This window comes from Ferrimicrobium sp. (assembly GCA_022690815.1).
In the GTDB taxonomy this organism is placed as follows: Bacteria; Actinomycetota; Acidimicrobiia; order Acidimicrobiales; family Acidimicrobiaceae; genus Ferrimicrobium.
In genome coordinates, this window is sequence record JALCZJ010000040.1 from 1 (window position 1) to 19730 (window position 19730).

Sequence of the window (19730 nt, forward strand, 5' to 3'; positions counted from 1 at the left end):
GGTGGTTCTCCGCTCTTACCACCAAGTACCTACAACGCAGGTGCAGCCCAGCGTGAGTGAACTCAACAAAGGAATTACCCAGTGGGCCAAAGCCTTACAAACGAGAACCCCAAGCCCTTCATCTGGATCAAGAGTGCCGAGGCGATCTTCGCTTCCATGCAGAAATACCTGGGCCCTATCGTTTCTGAGCAAACTTCTGAGGAGGGACACTAGGCCCGGGCATCTCACAACGCAAAGACCAGCTCGCATCGTTGGATGCTCAGGCTTTGTCGTCCCAATTCTTTAGGTGGTGGGGCATTACACTTTAGGGTCGATGACCATTGACTTGGGTATGGTCGGTCGAGAGGGCTAGCCTATACTTTGGCTTATTTGGACCACTGCGATAAGGAGGTTGGCACGTTGCTGAGATTAGGACACCTTTTGGCCGGATCGTGGGTTGATGGTCATGGTGAAGGAACGATTCTGCGCGATCCAACGACGGCGGCGGCCATTGCATCAACGTCTGCTGACGGTATCGATCTGTCAGAGCCGATTGCGTGGGCCCGGAGGGTTGGCGGTGCCCAGCTTCGATCGATGACCTTTGCCGAGCGTGGCGAGCTACTGGTGCGCTTTGCCGACAAGCTGAAGGAGGGACGCCCGAGCTATTACGAAGCCGCCCTCACCAATATGGGGGCCAACAAGCGTGATGCCGTCTTCGATATCGATGGTGCCATCGCGGTACTTCGGTACTACGGGGGGCTCGGTCGCGAGTTAGGGGATTGCCACTATCTCTGCGAACCTGATGATGTGGCGATGACCCGCTCCGAGACATTCCGCGTCGCGCACGTCCTTACGTCGCGGCGTGGGCTCGCGATAGGAATCAACGCGTTCAACTTCCCTGCCTGGGGCATGTTCGAAAAGGTCGCGACCGCCACGCTTGCGGGGATGCCGTCGTTCGCCAAGCCAGCGACACAGACTGCCCTTGTTGCCTATCTCATGGTGCGTGACCTCTACGAGGCTAACCTCATCCCAGAGGGGGTCCTCTCGTTGTTGACCGCCGGAGGGCGTGAGCTGGTGGACTTGGTTGAAGAAGAGGATACTTTTGCTTTCACCGGATCAGCAGAAACCTCGAATCAGCTACGTGCGAGTCGTCAACTGATCTCTCGCGCGACCCGATTCAATGCAGAGGCGGACTCTTTGAATGCGATCCTCGCGTTACCTGACGTCAGCGTCGACTCTGCCTCGGTTGATTGCCTCGTGGAGGCGGTTGTCACCGAGATGATGATCAAGGCGGGTCAAAAGTGCACGGCAATCCGTCGGGTTATCGTTCCAAATCACCTGCTTGGCCCGGTACGTGATCAGCTTGTGGCGCGTCTTGGGGCATTGAAGGTGGGAGATGCGCGTAACCCCGAGGTTGACATGGGCCCATTGGTGTCACGAGCCCAGCAGGAATCGGTCCAGGCGGGAGCGGCACTTTTGGCCCAAGAAGGCAAAAGCTTACTCCCTGGTCCCTCCGGCGTAGCGTTTGTCGATGTCGACCCAAAGGTGGCGGCAGTGGTCCCACCGACGGTCATCGAGATCGGCGATCCGTTGGCGGCACGACTGGTACACGAACTTGAGGTTTTTGGCCCCTGCGTAGCGATAATGGGGTATTCTGACCTCGACGATGGGATCGAACTGGTGCGACGGGGCCGAGGTTCGTTGGTAGCCACGATCGTGAGTGACGACGATGCCGCTTTCATTCAGGCTTCCCTCGCCATCGGCTCACTCCATGGACGGGTGGCACAGCTGAACCAGAGGACGGCCAGCGACAATCCAGGACATGGAGTCGTTATGCCCCAGGGGATTCACGGTGGTCCGGGACGAGCCGGTGGGGGTGAAGAGCTCGGGGGCCTTCGAGCACTGCGGTTCTACCTGCAGCGCAGTGCGATTCAGGCTGACGTGACGGCGCTGACTGCACTCCGAAGTGCGTCTCGGACATTTGCATGACCACTATGGTGTCGGCTGGTTTGTGAGACCTAATGGCAGTGGCTGAAAGAAAATGGGACCTCCGGACCAGGTGAGTATCGCGGCTCCCATAGCACTGTCGAGATCTGGCTTTCGCGCTGGGGTTTTGGGGCTGGGTCACAACGAAGAGCTCTTGGGAATGGTGTCGATACGATAGTACACTTGGCAGAGCTAGGGTTCATGAAGGTAGAGAGGTGTGCAATGGGTGGAGCGTCAGGCGAACTTCAACAGTTAGGTCAGAGCGAACCAGTGGGTAAGAACCAGTGGTCGTGTCCGCAGCCAGGGGATCATGAAGAAGTAGGACAATTCGACTCCATCGATCCAGTCGTCGCTCCTTGGAGGGTCAATCTTTCCGACGAAGACGAGCCTGCTGAGGATGTCGCTGGTACTGGAGCCACGATAGGCGCATCAGCTGGTCTTAGCGAAAGCGAACCCGACGTTCTTGTCGAGGTTATCGATATCGATGGCATTTGTGGCGTCTATTGATTTGAGTCGGCGATGGTGGAGCAAAAGTGCTCCACCATCGTGTGCGATGATCCATTCCCCACAAGCGGTGGTCGCTACCAGGGCGTGTCGTTTGCATGTCGTCATAAGCGTCGGTCGAGCACCTCGTAGACTACAGTTCACGACCGGATCCCGAAGCTCGCCCAGCCAGGTAACCATGTGGGTGGATCCTACCGTGGCTGGTGGACCCTTACCTAGTGAGCTGTGGAAGAAGTTATGTGCATAGACGGATCTAGCGCAAGCGCCAGGGGCCGGTGTCACCAGTATCTTCGTTGGCCACCCGCCGTCCAGGTGCGAGGCGAGCGATTTGGGGCCATTGCCTACGACAATCGGTCGCAGCGTCTGGTCTTGATCAACGCTCGGGAGGTCGTGGCTGTCGCGGCGTTGTTGCGCGGTAACGATCGTGCCCGCGACGAACTTGCACCGCTCGGCCTGAGTCATGGGCGGCTTGAGCACCTGCTTGATGAGCTGGTGTGTCAAGACCTCGTTGAAGTCTGTTGGGTAGGCAACGATGCGTTGCGCGTGGTAAATAACGGCGAGTCCTAGATGGTTGAAGGTGGCGAGCGGGCGATGAGTGTCAGAGAGCATTTGATCGAGGGTCTGTCATCACCATTGTGTTTGACGTGGGAGCTAACGTGGGCGTGTAACTTGTCGTGTCGCCACTGTCTCTCCGCCTCCGGCATTCGCGACGAACGAGAACTCGATCTCACAGCGTGTCGGCGCCTACTGGATGAGTTGCGGGCCATGGACGTGTTCTATCTCAACATTGGCGGTGGCGAGCCGATGTTGCATCCCGACTTCTTTGACATTCTTGAGTATGCCGATGCACTCGGCATTGGAGTGAAGTTCTCGACGAACGGCACTCGATTAACGCGAACTGCCGCCAAGCGTATTGCCGGGCTTAGCTACTGTGATGTTCAGGTTTCACTCGATGGCGCCAGCGCCGCGGATAACGATGCCATTCGAGGGCCTGGTAGTTTTCGACGCGCTCTTGCTGCGCTGAGTAATCTGGCCGATGCTCAGGTCGAGGGCACCAAGATCTCGGTCGTTGTGACGAAGCGTTCGATCGATCACCTCGATGAACTTCGTGTGCTCGCCGATCGCTACCACGCACGACTCCGCCTCACGCGGTTACGGCCATCAGGGCGGGCACAGGATTGCTACGATGAACTCGCCCTCGACGGTGCCCAACAGCGGTTTCTCTATGGGTATCTGCGCGCACACCCCGAGATTCAAACCGCCGATTCGTTTTTCCATCTCAATCCTCTTGGCGAGTCGTTGTCTGGATTGAACTTCTGTGGTGCCGGCAGGGTTGTCTGTCTTATCGATCCGATTGGAGATGTATACGCCTGTCCGTTCACGATCCACCCCGAGTTTCGGGCAGGCTCGGTCACACGCGAGGGATTCGCAGCGATCTGGCGAGATGCCCCCCTCTTTCGCCAGCTGCGGGCACAGGCGCCAGCGAGTGGGTGCCAGGATTGTGACGCCTATGAACGTTGTCATGGGGGCTGCCTAGCGGCGAAGTTTTTCACTGGGAGTTCGCTGCGTGGTGCCGATCCCTCGTGTGTGTTGGGGGTGACGAGCAATATCGTTACCCCCGGGGCACCGCGTCGCGCTCTCGACCACTCGCGGCCTCGCACTAGCCGTGTCCGCCTCTTGTCCAAGATATCGACCCAAACGCGCTAATGCGTGATGCTGGGGGATTCATGGCAACGATTTGATACCAATGCCGCATCGCTGGTACTACTGGACCGCACCCTAATGGTGGTAGGTTACACTCAAGCCGAACGCGAAGTAGCCCGATTGTATGCCGAGGGACTTGGTAAAAATGTACGTAGTGAAAGGTGACCCCCCCGATCTCGAGGCGAGACTCCTAGGGGTTCTGAGTGTTGCACGCGATCTGAGTGTGATCACCGATCGCAATGAACTCCTGTCCACGATTACCAGAACGTGTTGCGAGGTTCTGGGGTTTGGCTCGACCTCTATCGCTATCCTCGATGGCGATGGGCAGTTCAGAATCAAGGCCATGACCAGCATCCAGGGCGATCTCAACCTCGATGATTTCCGCAACTATTCGATGCCATTGGACGAGATGGAGCAGCTCTTAGGGATCGGTACTCGTATTGGCGATATCTACTGGGTGGACGGCACGGAGCCGCTCCTTGCTGAAATGGAGCGCAGGGGTACCGTGGTGGCGACCCAGCCAACGAGCTCATCGGGCGTTTGGCATCCGCGTTCATTGTTGATCGCACCGTTGTATCGACCTCCCGCGGAGGTCTTTGGGGTCGTCTTTCCTGACGACCCTCTGGATGGCCAGGTGCCCACCACCGAACGGGCGATGCTGATCGCCACGTTGGCCCATTTTGCCTCGCTCGCGATTCAGCTGCATGAGAACCGTAGTTATGCTGACGCGCAGCTACGAATCCTGACAGCCCAACGCGAACGCCTCAGCGAGCTGTTCAGGGCGAGCAACGACGTCCAGCGTGCAGGACAGCTTGAGGAGATTCTCCAGACGACCGCAGATGCGGTTACCTCGGCCGGCGGGTTTCGGCGCGCGGCGATCTACCTACGAAACGATGATGACTTCGAGCTTCGCGTGACCTCAGGAATCGAGCCCGAAGAATGCCTGCGCATGCACGAGAATGGTCCGATCGAGTTGAGCCGATATGCCGAGATCATGCAGCCTCAGATGCGGTTGTCGCGCTCGTACCTCTTTGAACACCGGAAGTATCCGCTCCCCAGTGCCCTGGGTCAACAGTTGTCGGTCCCTGACCGTGTGGCGCAGGGATCAGGTTGGGATCCTCAGGACTCGCTCACCATTCCAATTATCGAGTCCGGGCAGTTGCTTGGGTTGATATCGGCTGACGAGCCGGTCGATGGTCGTTACCCGGATCTTGAGCAGGTGCAAGCACTGGAGTTCTTTGCCGATCAGGCGGGCATCGCCGTGGCGCAGATGACCCTGTATGACCGCTTGCGTGAGTTGGCCGAGACCGATCCGTTGACGGGCTTGATGAATCGACGCAGTTTTTGGTCGCTTGCCGAGCGTCTGGTCGTGAACGCTCGCGCGAACGGCTTTCAGGTGGCAGCCATGTTTATCGATCTCGATCATTTCAAAAGTGTCAATGACCGGTATGGTCATCCGGCCGGTGATCTGGTGATCAAGGAGGCGGCGGCCTGCATTCAGAACCGACTGCGCACCCAGGACGTGGTGGCACGTTTTGGTGGGGAAGAGTTTGTCGTATTGTTGACCGGCGTCGACCAGATCCAAGCATTGAGCCTCGCAGAGTCGCTTCGCATGGTGCTCGCGTCGGTCTCGGTCCCCGACATCGATAGCCCAATCACCGCCTCGATCGGTGTTGGAGTTGCCTCGGCAAACGTACGGCGATTTTCCCCGCGAGGACTCGTTGAAGAGTTGCTCCGAATTGCGGATTCGGCGCTCTATGAGGCCAAGGCACGGGGCCGAAACAGGGTGCAACTGGGTGGGGTTCTAGACTCCTAGAGATCGAGGCTCCCGCGAACCGCGCCAGGGGACGAGGTCATTGGGGCTCGAAGGAGGAAGCATGAGCAACTTTTGGCATCCATTTGGGCAGCTCTATCAAGCGAGTCATGCGGCGGTGGTCTTTGATCATGGTGAAGGAGTTTACGTATTCGACGAAGACGGTCGACGCTACCTCGATGGAACCGCTGCGCTCTGGTACGCTAACGTTGGGCATGGACGGATCGAGATCGCTGAGGCGATCGCCGCCCAGGCCAAGAAGCTCGCTGGCTATTCGACCTTTGGTAATTTTTCGAATCGGCCAGCCGAAGAGCTGGCGAGTTTTCTATCCGAGCGTGCGCCGATGGATAGTGCACAAATCTTCTTCGTCCAGGGTGGAGGCGATGCCGTGGAGACCGCGACCAAGCTCGCCCGAAGGTATCATTTTGAACTCGGTCATCCGGAGCGCACCGCCATCATCTCAAGGGTCAATGGCTACCATGGCACGTGGGGCTTCGGCACGTCAGTGGGGGGCATCGAGGCCAATCGCCAGGGCTTCGGCCAGTTGGTACCTGATACCTATCGGGTACCTTACGATGATGTTGAGGCTGTCGAGGCCGAGATTGTGCGGTTGGGCGACGATCGAGTGGCGGCGGTGATTGCAGAGCCGGTGATTGGCGCTGGAGGAGTATATCCTCCGCCACCGGGTTATTTCGCCTCGTTGCGAGAGATCTGTGACCGCCATGGCGTGCTGCTCATCGCCGACTCGGTGATCTGTGGCTTTGGTCGATTGGGGAGTTGGTTTGGGGTGGAGCGCTTCGAGATCTCTCCAGACCTCATCACGTTTGCCAAGGGAGTGACGAGTGGCTATCTGCCTCTAGGCGGAGTGGCCATCGCTCAACACGTTGCTGCGCCCTTCGCTCGGCAAGATTCTCCAGTGTTTCGACATGGTCCGACCTACGGTGGGCATCCAACGTGCATGGCAGCTGGGCTTGCGAACTGCCACATTCTTGAGGACGAGGGGATTCTCGCCCGCGGAGCGTTGCTCGAAGGTGAATTGCTTGCAAGCTTGAAACCGGCGGAGCAATTCGCGTCGATTTCTCAGGTACGTGGGGGTGTCGGCCTGCTTGGGGCAATCGAGATCGACCCCGAGCTTCGGGCCAAAGATCCCACGGGGGCCGATCGGCTCGCGGGTATCGCGCGAAAAAATGGCCTTATCACCCGCGTGCTTGGTCAGGGTCTCGCTTTCTCACCACCGCTGATTATCGAGCCGACTCAACTCGAGGAGTTGGGTCAGATCGTGGTCGAATCGGTTCGCGAGTGGGAGTCCACGGTCGGCTGATTGTTGAGGCGGCAGGCTCCCCCGATCTCACACCTCAGCCGCCGATGGGCGGGGGCTCCAACGTTCAGAGAGCCTTAGCCGATGAAGCCTCGGTCGACGTTGATGACGGCCGCGTTGATTCCTTGTGCAGAGGTGGTGACGAGAAAGCCGATTACCTTGGCGATATCGCGTGGAGAGTTGAGATTCGGATCGAGTTGCTGAGCGAGGAATGCCTCGGCGGTCGCTAGGCCGTAGACCTGAGCCGTCGCTTCAAGCAGCGTGGTCTCGGTCGAACCTGGGGCAACGACGTTGATGTGAACGCCGTTTGGGAGCTCCTCGCGTGCGAGGGCCGCAAGAAAGCCGTGTATTGCGTGCTTTGATCCACAGTAGTGACCAAGTTGGGGAAGGCCACGCGTGCCAGCGGCAGACGAAACTGCGATGAAGGAGCCTCGAGTGTTGCGCAGCGACGGTATCGTGGCGGCTGCAAGGTGGACCACGCCCCAGTAGTTGACGTCAAAGATCTCGCGGGCCTGGCCTTGATCAAGGGCAAGGGATGACGGTGATCCAGCAAGGACACCGGCGCTGGCGATCGCAACATGGACCGGTCCATACGTTGCGATGGCGTCTTCGACGACCACTGCTAGGGCATCGGGGTCTCGCACGTCACAGCACCGCGGCGTGATCCGTTCGTCGTGGATTGCCTCAAGTTCTGACGTACTGGAGAGGGCATAGGGCATGGTGGAAGAGGTCGGGCCGTCGATGACGACTATCCGATAGTCCTGGGATGCCAGTTGGTGCGCGGTCGCTAAGCCGATCCCGCGGGCCCCCCCGCTGATGATAGCCAGGGGATTCTTGTTGGTCATGAGCTCACCTGATCAAAGGTGCGGATGAGATCGGCGGCGAGAGCGGCCAAGATTGCCAGCCCCTCTTCGCGATTGGCGCCAGCTGGATCCCCGAGGACACCGGTTGCACTGATACCCTGGATGCCGCTGCTAGCCAAGATGTTGCCGACTTGTGAGAGCGGTCCCAGATAGCCCGGTGATGCTTGTTCGAGATGGACCAAGTCCGGTCTCAGTGCCAGCATGACAGAGGTCTCGGTTCTGCCCGCATGGGCATCGGGCTCCCAGAGGCCGAGGGCGTCTGCTGGGAGCTCCCAGTTGGCTGCCGCCTCGATCAACACGTGGGTTCTTGGTATCCAGAAGGGTTGGCTGGCCTCAAGGAAGGCGGATAGGTTGCCACCATGGGCACTGACGAACAGGACGCGAGAGTGGTGATGATGGCTGTTGGTGATCGCCTTGAGCGTTGCCGAGAGGAGGCTCGTCCCCATCGACAGCGTGCCTTGAAAGGAGCCATGCTCGTCTGAAGCGGAGATAGGGATCGGTGGGGACAAAATGATCCTGTCGTCTCGATGTCGGATGAGCTCATCGACCAACGCGGACGTGATGAAGGCGTCGGTGCCGATAGGCAGGTGTGGACCGTGTTGCTCGATCGAGCCAATCGGAATGACAAGTATCCGGTCGCGGATGCTTGCCTCAAAGTCGAGTCGTGTAAGATCCGCCAGCATGATTGCCATCTACGCCCTCCATCAACGAGCGTACACGCGCAACCGGGAGGTCATGTCAGAACCGTGGTTCCTATGGTGGCCAGCCGATGCCCTCTTCTTTTCACTGACCTTGTCGACCGACATTCGTCGACCAACGGTCTGTTGTGGGAGGAGGCCCGAGGGGGGTTCCCATGTAAGCGAGCACGATGGCTTGCAGGGTTTCAACGCAAATTGGTAGTAACCAAGATGGAAAGACCTGTCTGCAAGGTTGGTGGCTGTCGCAGTGACGCCGTGCAGACTGCCAACTGCTTCATCGCCGTAACACAAAGCGATTAGCATCACTAGCGAGTGATGGCCACGGATGGCGGCTCGCTGGTGTGCAGTCGGGCCCGGCCGACAAGGAGGTTTTCGTGACGGTAGTACTACTCAGACATGCCAAGGCTCGATCGAATGCCGGATATGGCGACGATGTCGAGCGTACCCTCGATGCCACCGGAGTTCACCAGGCGAGCAACGTTGCACAGGTCATTGCCCGGTTGATTGGCAATCCGGAGCGGTTGGTAATTCTCGCGAGTCCGGCGCTGCGCTGTGAAGGCACCGTCGCGCCACTTGCGCTTTGCTACAGTGTGGAACCCACCACGGACGACCGTCTCGGGGAGTTCGCAAGCCATGGGGAACTCATTGAGCTGGTAGACATCATCCAAGCGACACACGGCGCACTCGTCGTCTGCGGGCACGGCCCTTCGCTGTTGCGTCTCAGCAGACTGATCACCGAAACACAGGGCCTGTTCTTGCCTGATGACGAGTTGGCACTCGATGTTGCATCGTTCCTGCATCTGGAATTCGGCGATGGCTCTGGTCATCCCCTCGCGTCGCTTGCTCGACACGTTGGTCCGAGCTACGATGCACGTACGCTGGTTGGATGACTGGGTGTGTGGCGCCGAATGCATCTCAACCTCACCGTATCTCGTCTCGAGCCCCAGTGCGCCGCTAGGCTGAAGCGTTGTGACAGTTGAATCGGTACCGGTGTTTTCCGTCACCAACCTGTGGGAGATGATTGAGGCGACCCTCGAGCCACTGATGACGAGTCGTTTTCGATTGCGAGGAACACTCCAGGACGTGGCAGTTCGCAAGCACCTCTACTGTTCGATGACCGATCAAATCGTAGGCGCTGGGTCCGCAAAGGTCAACGCGGTGATTTTTGCCACCGATTTTGCGCGCATCCGTGCAGAGCTTGCCCATCGTGGCCTTGGCGAGCTCAACAAAGACGTTGAGATCGTTGCAATCGGTCGATTGAGTACGTATCGGCCCGGCGGGCGCGTCAGTTTCGTCATCGAGCAGCTCGACTATGAAGAGATGCGACGCCTCAGCCGAGAAGATCTGGAGCGTTTGCGGGCTGCCCTGATGGAGGAGGGCGTCTTTGACGCCAACCGTCGACTCACCCTCTGCGCGGTTCCCCTTGACATCGCTATCGTTACCTCGCAGGCGGGAACGGTTCAACACGACTTCACCAGGGTGCTCCAACGCAGCGGCTTTGCCTTTGCTTGGAAGCTCTACTCGACACCGGTGACCGGTATGCAGGCCGGTGAGGAGCTGGCGGCGATGATTCGGCGCGCCGATGAGGGATCACATGACCTCATCGTTGTCTTGCGCGGAGGGGGTTCCGAGAGTGAACTGGCTGTGTTCAACGCCGAACCGGTGGTACGCGCTGTGGTCGCTTCGGCGACACCGATTTGGTGTGCCATCGGACATGCGGCTGATGAGGTGTTGCTCAACGAGGTAGCCCATCGCGCGTTAGACGTTCCCCAGAGTGTTGCGGTGGCCCTCGTAGAGCGCGTGGGAGAGTTCCTTGCTGAGTTTGAACGAGCCTTTAGCCGCTTGGTGAGTGGCATCGAGGAGTGGTTGCAGGCCGAGCGCACACTGCGTCAAGCGCTCGCGTCAAAGGTGATTGGATCGTGCCATAGTGGCTTGACGCAGATGCAAGTCATCCAGGCCGAACAGTGGGCGACCCTCTATCGTTTAGGGGAGCGTCGGTTCCAACAGGATCGGGAGCATGTGCGCCGAGTCCGCGGCGGTGTGGCCGCGGCGGTGTGGCTTCGGCTGGCACACGAGCGCCCCAGTCTGTTGCGGCCACGTGAGCTCGTCCAGGCTGCCGAACGCCGACTCGAATCTGAGGGTCGCGAAGTTGATAGGTTCCGGTCACGACTGGCAATGCATGATCCTTTCGGACAGCTCGAGCGTGGCTTCGCCATATTGAAGGGGAGTGATGGCCAATGGTTGACGACGGTTGCCAAGGTACAAACCGAGCGCCAGGTGACCGCGATGCTTGTTGATGGTTCTGTTGAACTTGAGCGACGAAAGTAGGAGGTAGGCACGATGAGTGCAGTGGATTGGTTCCATCTTGGCGACGAAGAGTTCGAGCGTGCGCTCGGTAGTGCCAGTTTTGAGGAGCTGCGAGACGAGAGCCAGGCGGCTATCGATAGGCTAGGGGGGCGGGAGTTTGGGCTTGACGAACTCTCCATTGTCGTGCGGCGAGTTCGTGCGATGCTCGACGAGTGCGACCGTCGCATACGATCGGTAGAACTTGAGATCGGCGAGCTCGATGTTGGTGACCCGACCCGATCGTCCTAGCGGAGCGCAACGAGTCAGCGCGTGCCCACAGCCGACTGGTTCGTCGCTTGCTTGGCCTCGTGGCCGCAATGGCAACGATCGAACAGGGCCACTTCGGAGTTGGGGCACTGGTTGAGCTGGTAGCGAAAGCACCGTTGGGGATGAGCATCGCTTGACGCCGCGCGCCTAAGGAGGCATAACACAATTACTTGTACTATCCGCACCTAAGAGCCAGACTTGGCATCTGGATGCAGATGCGTTGATCACCGCTCGCTACAAGGCTCCTGAAGGGTTCTGTGACGAACGTCAAAGGCGACTGTTCGCAGCGGCGGAGGCCAAAGTACTCGGTCATGGTGGAGTAAAGCGTGTTGCTAAAGCTACTGGGGTGGCCCGAGGGTCTATATTTGCCGGCATTAAGGAACTGAACTCAGCTCCACCCCTCGACGTCGATAGAACCAGGCGCGTCAGGCGAGCAGGTGCGGGACGTAAGAAGCTGGTGGACATCGACCCCTTGCTGGTAGGAGATCTGGCGCGGTTGGTGGAGCCTGTCACGAGGGGTGATCCGCAGTCACCACTGCGCTGGACTTGTAAGAGCCTGATGCAACTAGCACGCGAGTTAGGAGAGCAGGGTCATACGATCTCTCATGTCTTGGTCGGAGTTTTGCTCAAGGATCTTGGATACAGCCTCCAGGCCAACCGTAAAACCCTCGAGGGTGGAGGTCATTTAGACCGCAATGCCCAGTTCGAATACATGAACCACAAGACAGACGCCGCAGGGTCGAGTGGACAACCGGTGATCTCTGTGGATACAAAGAAGAAGGAGTTGGTAGGTCACTATAAGAACAACGGCAAGGAGTGGCGGCCACAAGGAGAGCCAGAGCTTGTCGAGGTGTACGACTTTGTGAACCAGGAACTGGGAAGAGCCAATCCATATGGTGTCTATGATCTTGCATCCAACACCGGCTGGGTCAGCGTAGGTACCGATCACGATACGTCAAGCTTTGCGGTCGAGACGATTCGCCGCTGGTGGTTTGCCATGGGCCAGGCCGCCTATCCTGGCGCAAAGGAGCTCATGATCATGGCCGACGGGGGTACAAGTAACGGCTCACGAGTACGTCTGTGGAAGCTAGAGCTACAACGACTCGCTGATCAGCTGGATCTGACCATCCGGGTGAGCCACTTTCCACCAGGCACTTCCAAGTGGAACAAGATCGAGCATCGCATGTTCTCTTTCATTACCCTGAACTGGCGCGGTCAACCATTGGTGAGCCAAGAGGTCATCGTCAACTTGATAGCCGCAACCACAACGAGCAAAGGACTCAAGATTCGCGCCCAAATCGATTCTGGTCAATATCAAACGGGTAGGAAGGTCACCGATGCAGAGTTTGCTACCATTCAAATTGCTCGCGACGACGTCCACGGTGAATGGAATTATGTCATCTTACCGAGGAAATGACTGACCATGTTATTTATTTGTGACCCCTTAGGCAAGGTTGACAATCCTCACGAGGCTTCGTTGAGCCCTGCAAGTGGGTCCTGTTGAAGCTGGCGTGTTCTGGTTTCAAACCGAATGGGTGGGTCGTAGGCCCTTAGCCAAGGCGTCGTGGCGCACGAGACACTTGGGCTCACGGCCAGGCTCGGCATCGAAAGCAGAGCGGTCAGGGGTATGCGATGGAGGGCCTGCAGCCTTCATTTGGTGGCTGCTGTGTTCGAGGTGCCTAGGCGACTTGAGTGATCAGGTATCCTCATGAGATACGACACTCGCGGGAAGCGATGGTCATCTGGGCGCCCCCGTAGCTCAGGGGATAGAGCAGTGGTTTCCTAAACCATGTGCGCAGGTTCGAATCCTGCCGGGGGCACGGACACCGTTAACGCGTTGAGCCGTTCACGGTGTCGTGGGATCGCGACTAGGCATGGTCCTTGATCATGATGGTACCGAACCCTGGTGAGCGGGCCCGGTATAACCACTTTGTCTAGTCTTCTGAGGCCGTTACGATCGTTTTTTGATGAGCACCTTTCGATGGGTATTGCCTTAGGATCGTTCCTTGTTGGCCGAGGTTGTCCCAAGGCATCAAGCTATGGAATGGGGTTGTGCCAGTGAGCCGTGGGATTGTGTGAAGCGTGTTGGGTGATCGATATTGGTATCAACGATCAACTGACCACATGGTGGCGTGGAGTTTGACCGTCCGCAGGACTGGGGTCGTCTCGATGTTGTTGATGCCATCGAGCTGACCGACCTGGTAAGTCAGGAGTTGATAGAGTTCACGGTCGCTTGCACATGCCAGAGCAGCGACAAGGTTTGATGCGCCGGTGGTGGCAGCGGTGAAGGGTATTTCTGGGAATTGTGCGAGCGCTTCACCGACTTGTGGGAGGCTGCCAGGGGTCGTAGTGATCCATAGCAATGCCTGAGATTGCTGTCCTAGTAGCGCTGTGTCGAGGTCGACTTCAAAGGCGATGACCCCGGAGGCGATCAGCTCCTCGACGCGTCGTCGTACCGTCGATTCGTGCCAATGGGTGCGCAGGGCGAGGTTTCGATAGCTCGCCCGTCCATCGGCGTTGAGAGCACCAATGAGTGGCAAGTCGGCTTGGTGCAGGTCGATTGTGGACCCGTGTGTGCGGACGATCCGTTGGGTGTTGGCGCTCAGTTGCACGATCTCATTGGGCAACAGGCTGGAGGGCACCACCGGGTAGGCGACATCACAGGCGAAGAGGTGCAACAGACAATAAGGATCGATACCGATGATTTCGCGGCCGATGGTGAGTTGTTCGAGCAGGAGGGGAGTCTGGCGATCGCGATCGTGGGAGCGAATGATCGTGTAAACCTCGCTCCCTCCTGAGATGATTCGCACCCAGGAGATGTCCCCATGCTGTGCCAGCTGGTTGGCAATCTGGGAGGAGTGTCCTGGTGCACAGCGGATGCGCACGAACCAGTCGGAGCGTCCGATGCGTTGCGAGTTGAGCTGGGCGACAACTTTGAGGACACTGGCATCCACGAGTCGTCGATAACGGCGGGCGATGGTCTGTTCTGATGGTCCATCAAGAATGACGGAGAGCTGCCGGAACGGTATTCTTGGATCGATGGCAAGGGACTGGATGATACGACGGTCCAGATCGTCAATGGTGGGAAAACTTATCTCCATGAAGCGAGTAGATGGCGGAATTGTGTAATACCTGGGATTTCGATCACTCATCCCCTGGTTGGCAACCAGGATGGTTGCTATGCATACAACCTCCAACAGACAGTGGTGGACCTTAGGGGTGGCCTGCGCGGCGACCTTCATGTTCCTCCTCGAGCTTACGATCGTTCGTCGCTTTGCCTCAGATCGAGCTGGCCCTGCACACTGGATTTGTCGATGTTGAGTGGGTGATCGATGCCTATGCGCTGACGCTCGCCGCCGCATTGTTGACCGCGGGCTCGCTCGCGGACCGCTACGGTCAACGGCTTGTCTTTCTCGTCGGTCTGGTTATCGTTACCGCATTTCCGTTCCTCTGTGGCTTGGCTGGCTCGCCAATTGTGTTGATTCTTTCGCGTGCAGCCCAGGGTATCGGGGGTGCCATCCTCTTTGCCACGTCGCTCTCATTGCTCGCCAACAGCTTCCATGGCAAGGACCGCGGTGAGGCTTTTGGCATCTGGGGTGCGGTCACCGGTTTCGCTACCGGTCTCGGCCCGATCATTGGTGGACTGATTACGACTGACATCAGTTGGCGTGGCATCTTTTATGTCAATGTGCCGATTGGCATCCTCGCGATTTTGGTGACCATTTTCAAGGTCGACGAGTTTCGGAGCTCGCAGTCGCATCGCCCTGATTGGGCTGGATTCGTCCTCTTCAGTGGTGGCATGGTGGCGCTGGTGTATGTGTTGACCGAGGCCAGTCAAACCTCTTGGTCAAGTCCGGCGGTGATTGCGTCGTCGTGTGGCGCAGTGATTCTCATGGTCGGCTTTGTCATCGCCGAGCGACGTAGCGCATATCCGACGCTCGACCTCTCGCTGATGCGCGTGCCCACCTTCAACGGGGGGCCTCAGCGCCGTCTTTGCCATGAACGGCTCACTGTTTGCCATGTTTTTCTATCTGTGCTGTACTTGCAGGATGATTTGCGATTCTCGGCGCTTCAGACCGGGTTGCGGATTCTCTTGATCACTGGGGCGATCCTGATCGTCGCCATCGCGGCAGGACGTGCCAGCAGCCACGTCCCGGTACGTTGGTTAATTGGTCCCGGGTTGGCGCTGGTGGGGATCGGACTCATTGTGATGTCTGGTATCCAGTCGGGCGGATCGTGGACCCACCTGATTCCTGGATTCCTCATCGCTGGCGTCGGAAGCGGCCTGGTCAACCCACCGCTGGCTTCGACTGCGGTTGGAGTTGTTCTGCCGCGCCAAGCCGGTATGGCCTCGGGCGCCAACAGCACTGGGCGCCAAATCGGCATCGCCGTTGGGATCGCGGTCTTTGGGTCCATCTTTACCATTGCACTCTTGCGCAGTCTTCGCGATTCACTGACAGCGATCCCGTCGCTTGCTACGAGGGCAAGAGCGATCTCTACGGCCATTGAGCAGGGCACCATCGGTCACCTTATTGGTGCTGCCCCCTCGAGCCAGGTTCGCCATCAACTCATTGGTGCGGTGAGCGGCGCCTATGCAGGAGCACTGATTGATCTTCTAGTCGTGGCCGGCATCCTCGCATTTGCTGGGGCGGCGCTGTCGTTGGGACTCATTCGCACCCGAGATTTCGTTCATGCCGGGTCTTCGGGTGACGGTTCACGTTAATCGAGGTGGCGCGCCAAGCCGAAGCGGCTACGCCGTGGTTGTAGCTGGCCTGAGGGGTGGTGGCAAAGTCATCATCCTCTGACCGATACCGCCCCGAGCAGCGGATGTTGCATGGGGTTGCGTGTGGTGAAAGATCCAAAGCAACTCCATGCTAGCGATGATTTCGAGCCCGTCATTGTCCTAGCGTGGCCGCTGCGGTTACGCTGGAGTGATGAGAACGCTGGTAATTGGTGGTACACAGTTTATCGGCCGGCATGTCGTTGAGGCATTGGTCCAAAGGGGTGACGAGGTAACGCTGTTTCACCGAGGCAAGACCAACCCTGACCTCTTCCCAGAGGTCACGCATATCTTTGGGTGTCAATGGCCATGTCAACCTGCATGCTCACGGACACCTAAGTTGCACGGTGACGGACACCAGTTTTGCACGGGTGTAGGCGTGACTTGAAGAGCGCGTCGCACCTAGCTTTCATTTGGGATTGGTGTTAGAGGGGCATCACCCCCTTGCCTGAGAGAGCCTGTGAGAGTCGGATGGACTCGCCGGTCGTCTCGATGAGATGGGCATGGTGGGCCAAGCGATCGACAAGCGCTGCGGCAATCGATCTGGGGTGGAGGATCTCATCAAAGGAGGCGAGTCCAAAGTTAGAGGTCACGATCAACGATGTTCTCTCATAACAGGTCGCAACGACGCGATAGAGGGCTTCGGAGTCGTTCTCACCAATCGGTAGGATCCCAAGATCATCGATGACCACCAGATCGAGACGGCTGAACTTGGCCAGGGTTGAACCAAGGGTGTCGGTCGCCTTAGCCGTTGCGATGGTCTTAGCAAGGGTCTCGGAGTTGAACCACGACACTCGCATACCAGCCTCGATCCCCTCTGATGCCAGTGCCTCTGCAAGGAAGCTCTTGCCGGTTCCTGGAGGACCACAGACGATGAGGTTCTCTCTTCGCCTGATCCACTCCAAGGTGCTAAGTGCGTTGATGACATGGGTGGGTACCGATGAGACCGAGTGGTCAAACCCAGCCAGGGTTCTATTGCCAGGCAGGTTTGCGCTCGCACGTCTTATGAGGAGTGTCGAGGCATTTCTCCCGTCGATCTCGGTTTCAAGGAGAACTCGTAGGAGCTCTATTGGATCCCACCGTTGCGCCTTGGCAGTTGTGCAGAGATCTTCAAAGTTGCGACGCAGGTGGGGTAATCGGAGCCGCTTGGTCATCTCAGCGATCTGTGTTGCTACCGGGTTGGTCTCTCCTTGGGTCATGCTGAGACCGCCTTGAGCTTTGCATAGGGCGAGGTTGAACTCCCCAGGCTCTCAACCTCGCGGGCGGCCGGTGGTGGTGTCGCCTGTTGGGCCTTGGCGAGCAATGCCTTCATCGTCGTATAGCTAAAGTCACCAAGGGCCAAGGACTCCACAATCGCAGCACAAGCACTCTGGCTAGACGCCCCCACCATCAACCCCATAGTGTCGGGGATCTTCTTGGTCCCGAGTGAGGCAGCTCTCTCGAGCCAGGTCCCAGCCTCGGTTGTGATACCAAGGAACTTGCCTTCGGTCTCATTCGTTGGGATTGGGTGTCGAACGAGCGGACCACTTGGGTGCGAGGAGTCCTTGTGCTCATCGGAGATCACGTACCCATAGGGTTCACCTCTCTTGTGACGAGCGACCTCGGTGACACCGCTCCCTGTGACCGTGACGATCACCACCTCATCGTCGACCTCGCGCACATAGACGCTAGATCCGCGAAGTGAAGGGTCCACCGAGTAGCCACAGCGACGATAGCGAACGATTCCCATGTTGGCCTCTACACGGCGCATGACCCCGTAGGCAGCCACGTACGGGTTCTTGGGTAACGCCGAGAACACCGTTACCTCCTCGGGAAGAACCAGTGCAGGGACCTTACCCGTGCCTGAGTGCACCTTGGCGTTGATCTCGATGTTGAAGGCATTGATTGCGTCTTTCAACTGAGCGATACTCTCGTAGTTGGCTACCAGGTTCACATTCGTTGGGCACAGGTGCTCCTTTGCGACACGTACCGCCCGTTCTACCCCGCCCTTTGAAGCTGGGTCATAGGGGATACAGGTCTGTAACACAAACCCGTAGGCGGAGGCGAACTTGACCATCTTGGTATTTAGGACCGCGACGTTTGCGATGTGAGCGGTGGCGGCTGTCTTGGCGTTATCGGTGAGCACGTAGTGGGGAACCCCTCCGGTCATCTCAAAGCAGGTGTGAAGAGCCCCGATGACGTTCGGGAGAGACTGATCGGGGATGTAGAGCACGATCCGGTACTTGGAGTAGGGCAGGTAGTAATGAAAGAGCGTGGTCTTTTCGCCATCGATGACCGGTCCATCCGAGAAGTCATACTGGGCCCACTTGCCAGGCTCTGGTATCTAAGGGCCAATATATGCGCGCATGAGCCCGGCGGTACTTGGTCTTTTCCTTGCGCACCGCTCGCCTGGTGCTACGTCCCGATCCCTTGTACCCAATCCCTTGGAGTCGTCGATGGATGACATCGGCTCTGATAAAACCATCAGAGGCCTCCACGAGTTCTGCGATGAGGCTCAGCTCATCGGCCATAAAGATTGACGAGGCGCCTTGTCGTCGTCGTCCCCGTGTGGCAAGTGTTCCATCGTTTCTGGCTTGTACCAGGGCCTTTACGGTATTAGGAGAGCAGTGACACTCTCTTGCTGCTTGGTTGTAGGACTGATAGAGGTCATAGGCCTCAAGTATGTTCATGGCTTGGGTACTATCCTTCATTGTTAACGGCTCCTTCTGGAAGTTGGGAATGTGATAATCTCCAGTTTCATCCAGTAAGGAGCCTGTTTGTTAATCCGAGTTGTAGCTGGTGTTATCTAAGGGGGGCTCCACCGTGCTCAGGACTCAAGCGATGAGATCCTGAGCCGATGAGTTCGCTGGTTGGGACGCATTCGCCACACGAGGAGCAATGCCCCCGATTCGGACTCGTCGCATGAAGGTGTGACACCTCCGTGCTCCGTTGTTCTTTGCGTACGCACACTCTGGGGGTATCGCACCCATAGACGGTGATCTCTTGACGCGGCCATCTGGCTCTACCCTCAGGTGAACTTCGCTACTCGTAGGGACACTGAACATGGTGGGGCTCCAATTCTTGGGGTTGTGCATTGCTCGACATGTGTGTGCTTCAATGCGTTCTCGAGTCGCCATTAGCAAACCCGATGCTCATCCTGTCGCGCCCAAACGATGTAGGCGTACTTCACCTTGGACCGGGGCCCAGATGTGCGTGCAGTTTTGGTGTCCGCCACCGTGCAATTATTTGGCCGCATCTATGCATTATTGCATGGCCGCTAACACCAGCATCTTGAGCATCGGTCCAAGAAGTCGCGCTGCCTCATCCACGAAGTCACGATCGGTCTCTTCCACCATTTGTCGGCTTAGCATGATCCCCCGGATCACCGCCAAGACCGCATGGGCCACCGGCACCGAACGATCCACAGACATCTCAAAGTGCTCGCGCAACGCACTCTCGATCAAGGTGATCCAGTCATCCATAGCGTGGGAAA

At 58.0% G+C, this 19730-nt stretch carries 18 protein-coding genes and 1 tRNA gene; 12 read left to right on the plus strand and 7 right to left on the minus strand.

Annotated features, from left to right (window positions below; translation table 11 throughout):
* Positions 1–399 precede the first annotated feature (399 nt).
* From MP439_10125 to MP439_10150, 6 genes are all read left to right on the plus strand, one after another.
* The gene (locus MP439_10125) at positions 400–1968 is read left to right on the plus strand and encodes a 3,4-dehydroadipyl-CoA semialdehyde dehydrogenase (protein ID MCI2976412.1); all 1569 of its coding nucleotides are present in this window, start codon (positions 400–402) and stop codon (positions 1966–1968) included.
* Between the two features lie 219 nt (positions 1969–2187).
* Complete coding sequence (locus MP439_10130; protein ID MCI2976413.1) at positions 2188–2472, plus strand: hypothetical protein; 285 nt, start codon at positions 2188–2190, stop codon at positions 2470–2472.
* A gap of 234 nt (positions 2473–2706) precedes the next feature.
* Entirely contained in the window at positions 2707–3036 is a 330-nt protein-coding gene (mftB, locus tag MP439_10135; GenBank protein ID MCI2976414.1) for a mycofactocin biosynthesis chaperone MftB, read from the plus strand.
* A gap of 24 nt (positions 3037–3060) precedes the next feature.
* Positions 3061–4176: a mycofactocin radical SAM maturase gene (mftC, locus tag MP439_10140; protein ID MCI2976415.1), complete on the plus strand. Its 1116-nt coding sequence runs from the start codon at positions 3061–3063 to the stop codon at positions 4174–4176.
* 121 nt (positions 4177–4297) lie between these two features.
* Positions 4298–5989: a sensor domain-containing diguanylate cyclase gene (locus MP439_10145; protein ID MCI2976416.1), complete on the plus strand. Its 1692-nt coding sequence runs from the start codon at positions 4298–4300 to the stop codon at positions 5987–5989.
* A gap of 61 nt (positions 5990–6050) precedes the next feature.
* A complete protein-coding gene (locus tag MP439_10150; GenBank protein MCI2976417.1) occupies positions 6051–7307 on the plus strand; it encodes an aminotransferase class III-fold pyridoxal phosphate-dependent enzyme in 1257 nt (418 codons plus the stop codon).
* A gap of 74 nt (positions 7308–7381) precedes the next feature.
* Here MP439_10150 and MP439_10155 read toward each other — a convergent pair whose 3' ends face one another.
* A complete protein-coding gene (locus MP439_10155; protein ID MCI2976418.1) occupies positions 7382–8149 on the minus strand; it encodes an SDR family oxidoreductase in 768 nt (255 codons plus the stop codon).
* On the minus strand, positions 8146–8859 hold the full coding sequence (mftE, locus tag MP439_10160; GenBank protein MCI2976419.1) for a mycofactocin biosynthesis peptidyl-dipeptidase MftE: 714 nt from the start codon (positions 8857–8859) through the stop codon (positions 8146–8148). Before mftE ends, MP439_10155 begins: the two co-directional genes overlap by 4 nt.
* Positions 8860–9239: 380 nt before the next feature.
* On the opposite strand from mftE, the gene MP439_10165 reads away from it, so the two are divergent.
* From MP439_10165 to MP439_10185, 5 genes are all read left to right on the plus strand, one after another.
* Complete coding sequence (locus MP439_10165) at positions 9240–9755, plus strand: histidine phosphatase family protein (GenBank protein ID MCI2976420.1); 516 nt, start codon at positions 9240–9242, stop codon at positions 9753–9755.
* Between the two features lie 79 nt (positions 9756–9834).
* Complete coding sequence (xseA, locus tag MP439_10170; protein ID MCI2976421.1) at positions 9835–11193, plus strand: exodeoxyribonuclease VII large subunit; 1359 nt, start codon at positions 9835–9837, stop codon at positions 11191–11193.
* 12 nt (positions 11194–11205) lie between these two features.
* Complete coding sequence (locus tag MP439_10175) at positions 11206–11460, plus strand: hypothetical protein (GenBank protein MCI2976422.1); 255 nt, start codon at positions 11206–11208, stop codon at positions 11458–11460.
* 223 nt (positions 11461–11683) lie between these two features.
* Complete coding sequence (locus tag MP439_10180; protein MCI2976423.1) at positions 11684–12895, plus strand: ISAzo13 family transposase; 1212 nt, start codon at positions 11684–11686, stop codon at positions 12893–12895.
* Between the two features lie 331 nt (positions 12896–13226).
* A tRNA-Arg gene (locus tag MP439_10185) sits at positions 13227–13298 on the plus strand.
* 285 nt (positions 13299–13583) lie between these two features.
* Here the strand turns inward: MP439_10185 and MP439_10190 are convergent.
* The gene (locus MP439_10190; GenBank protein ID MCI2976424.1) at positions 13584–14579 is read right to left on the minus strand and encodes an Lrp/AsnC family transcriptional regulator; all 996 of its coding nucleotides are present in this window, start codon (positions 14577–14579) and stop codon (positions 13584–13586) included.
* A 173-nt stretch (positions 14580–14752) separates the two neighbouring features.
* Here MP439_10190 and MP439_10195 point away from each other — a divergent pair, with 173 nt between their 5' ends.
* A complete protein-coding gene (locus MP439_10195; GenBank protein MCI2976425.1) occupies positions 14753–16201 on the plus strand; it encodes an MFS transporter in 1449 nt (482 codons plus the stop codon).
* Between the two features lie 482 nt (positions 16202–16683).
* Here MP439_10195 and istB read toward each other — a convergent pair whose 3' ends face one another.
* The 4 genes from istB to MP439_10215 all read right to left on the minus strand — a co-directional run.
* Positions 16684–17457, minus strand: coding sequence for an IS21-like element helper ATPase IstB (gene istB, locus MP439_10200; protein MCI2976426.1), 774 nt, complete (start codon positions 17455–17457; stop codon positions 16684–16686).
* The gene (locus MP439_10205; protein MCI2976427.1) at positions 17454–18530 is read right to left on the minus strand and encodes a hypothetical protein; all 1077 of its coding nucleotides are present in this window, start codon (positions 18528–18530) and stop codon (positions 17454–17456) included. Before MP439_10205 ends, istB begins: the two co-directional genes overlap by 4 nt.
* A 19-nt stretch (positions 18531–18549) precedes the next feature.
* Positions 18550–18948, minus strand: coding sequence for a hypothetical protein (locus tag MP439_10210; GenBank protein MCI2976428.1), 399 nt, complete (start codon positions 18946–18948; stop codon positions 18550–18552).
* A gap of 552 nt (positions 18949–19500) precedes the next feature.
* Positions 19501–19730: hypothetical protein (locus MP439_10215; GenBank protein MCI2976429.1), on the minus strand; the 230-nt coding region annotated here is incomplete at its 5' end.

Excerpts from the sequence above, each read along its gene's own strand:
- istB (MCI2976426.1), bottom strand. The coding sequence starts at position 17,457 with ATGACCCAAGGAGAGACCAACCCGGTAGCAACACAGATCGCTGAGATG.
- MP439_10130 (MCI2976413.1), top strand. The coding sequence starts at position 2,188 with ATGGGTGGAGCGTCAGGCGAACTTCAACAGTTAGGTCAGAGCGAACCA.
- MP439_10175 (MCI2976422.1), top strand. The coding sequence starts at position 11,206 with ATGAGTGCAGTGGATTGGTTCCATCTTGGCGACGAAGAGTTCGAGCGT.
- mftB (MCI2976414.1), top strand. The coding sequence starts at position 2,707 with ATGTGCATAGACGGATCTAGCGCAAGCGCCAGGGGCCGGTGTCACCAG.
- mftE (MCI2976419.1), bottom strand. The coding sequence starts at position 8,859 with ATGGCAATCATGCTGGCGGATCTTACACGACTCGACTTTGAGGCAAGC.
- MP439_10145 (MCI2976416.1), top strand. The coding sequence starts at position 4,298 with ATGCCGAGGGACTTGGTAAAAATGTACGTAGTGAAAGGTGACCCCCCC.
- MP439_10190 (MCI2976424.1), bottom strand. The coding sequence starts at position 14,579 with ATGGAGATAAGTTTTCCCACCATTGACGATCTGGACCGTCGTATCATC.
- MP439_10150 (MCI2976417.1), top strand. The coding sequence starts at position 6,051 with ATGAGCAACTTTTGGCATCCATTTGGGCAGCTCTATCAAGCGAGTCAT.
- mftC (MCI2976415.1), top strand. The coding sequence starts at position 3,061 with ATGAGTGTCAGAGAGCATTTGATCGAGGGTCTGTCATCACCATTGTGT.
- MP439_10155 (MCI2976418.1), bottom strand. The coding sequence starts at position 8,149 with ATGACCAACAAGAATCCCCTGGCTATCATCAGCGGGGGGGCCCGCGGG.
- MP439_10210 (MCI2976428.1), bottom strand. The coding sequence starts at position 18,948 with ATGAAGGATAGTACCCAAGCCATGAACATACTTGAGGCCTATGACCTC.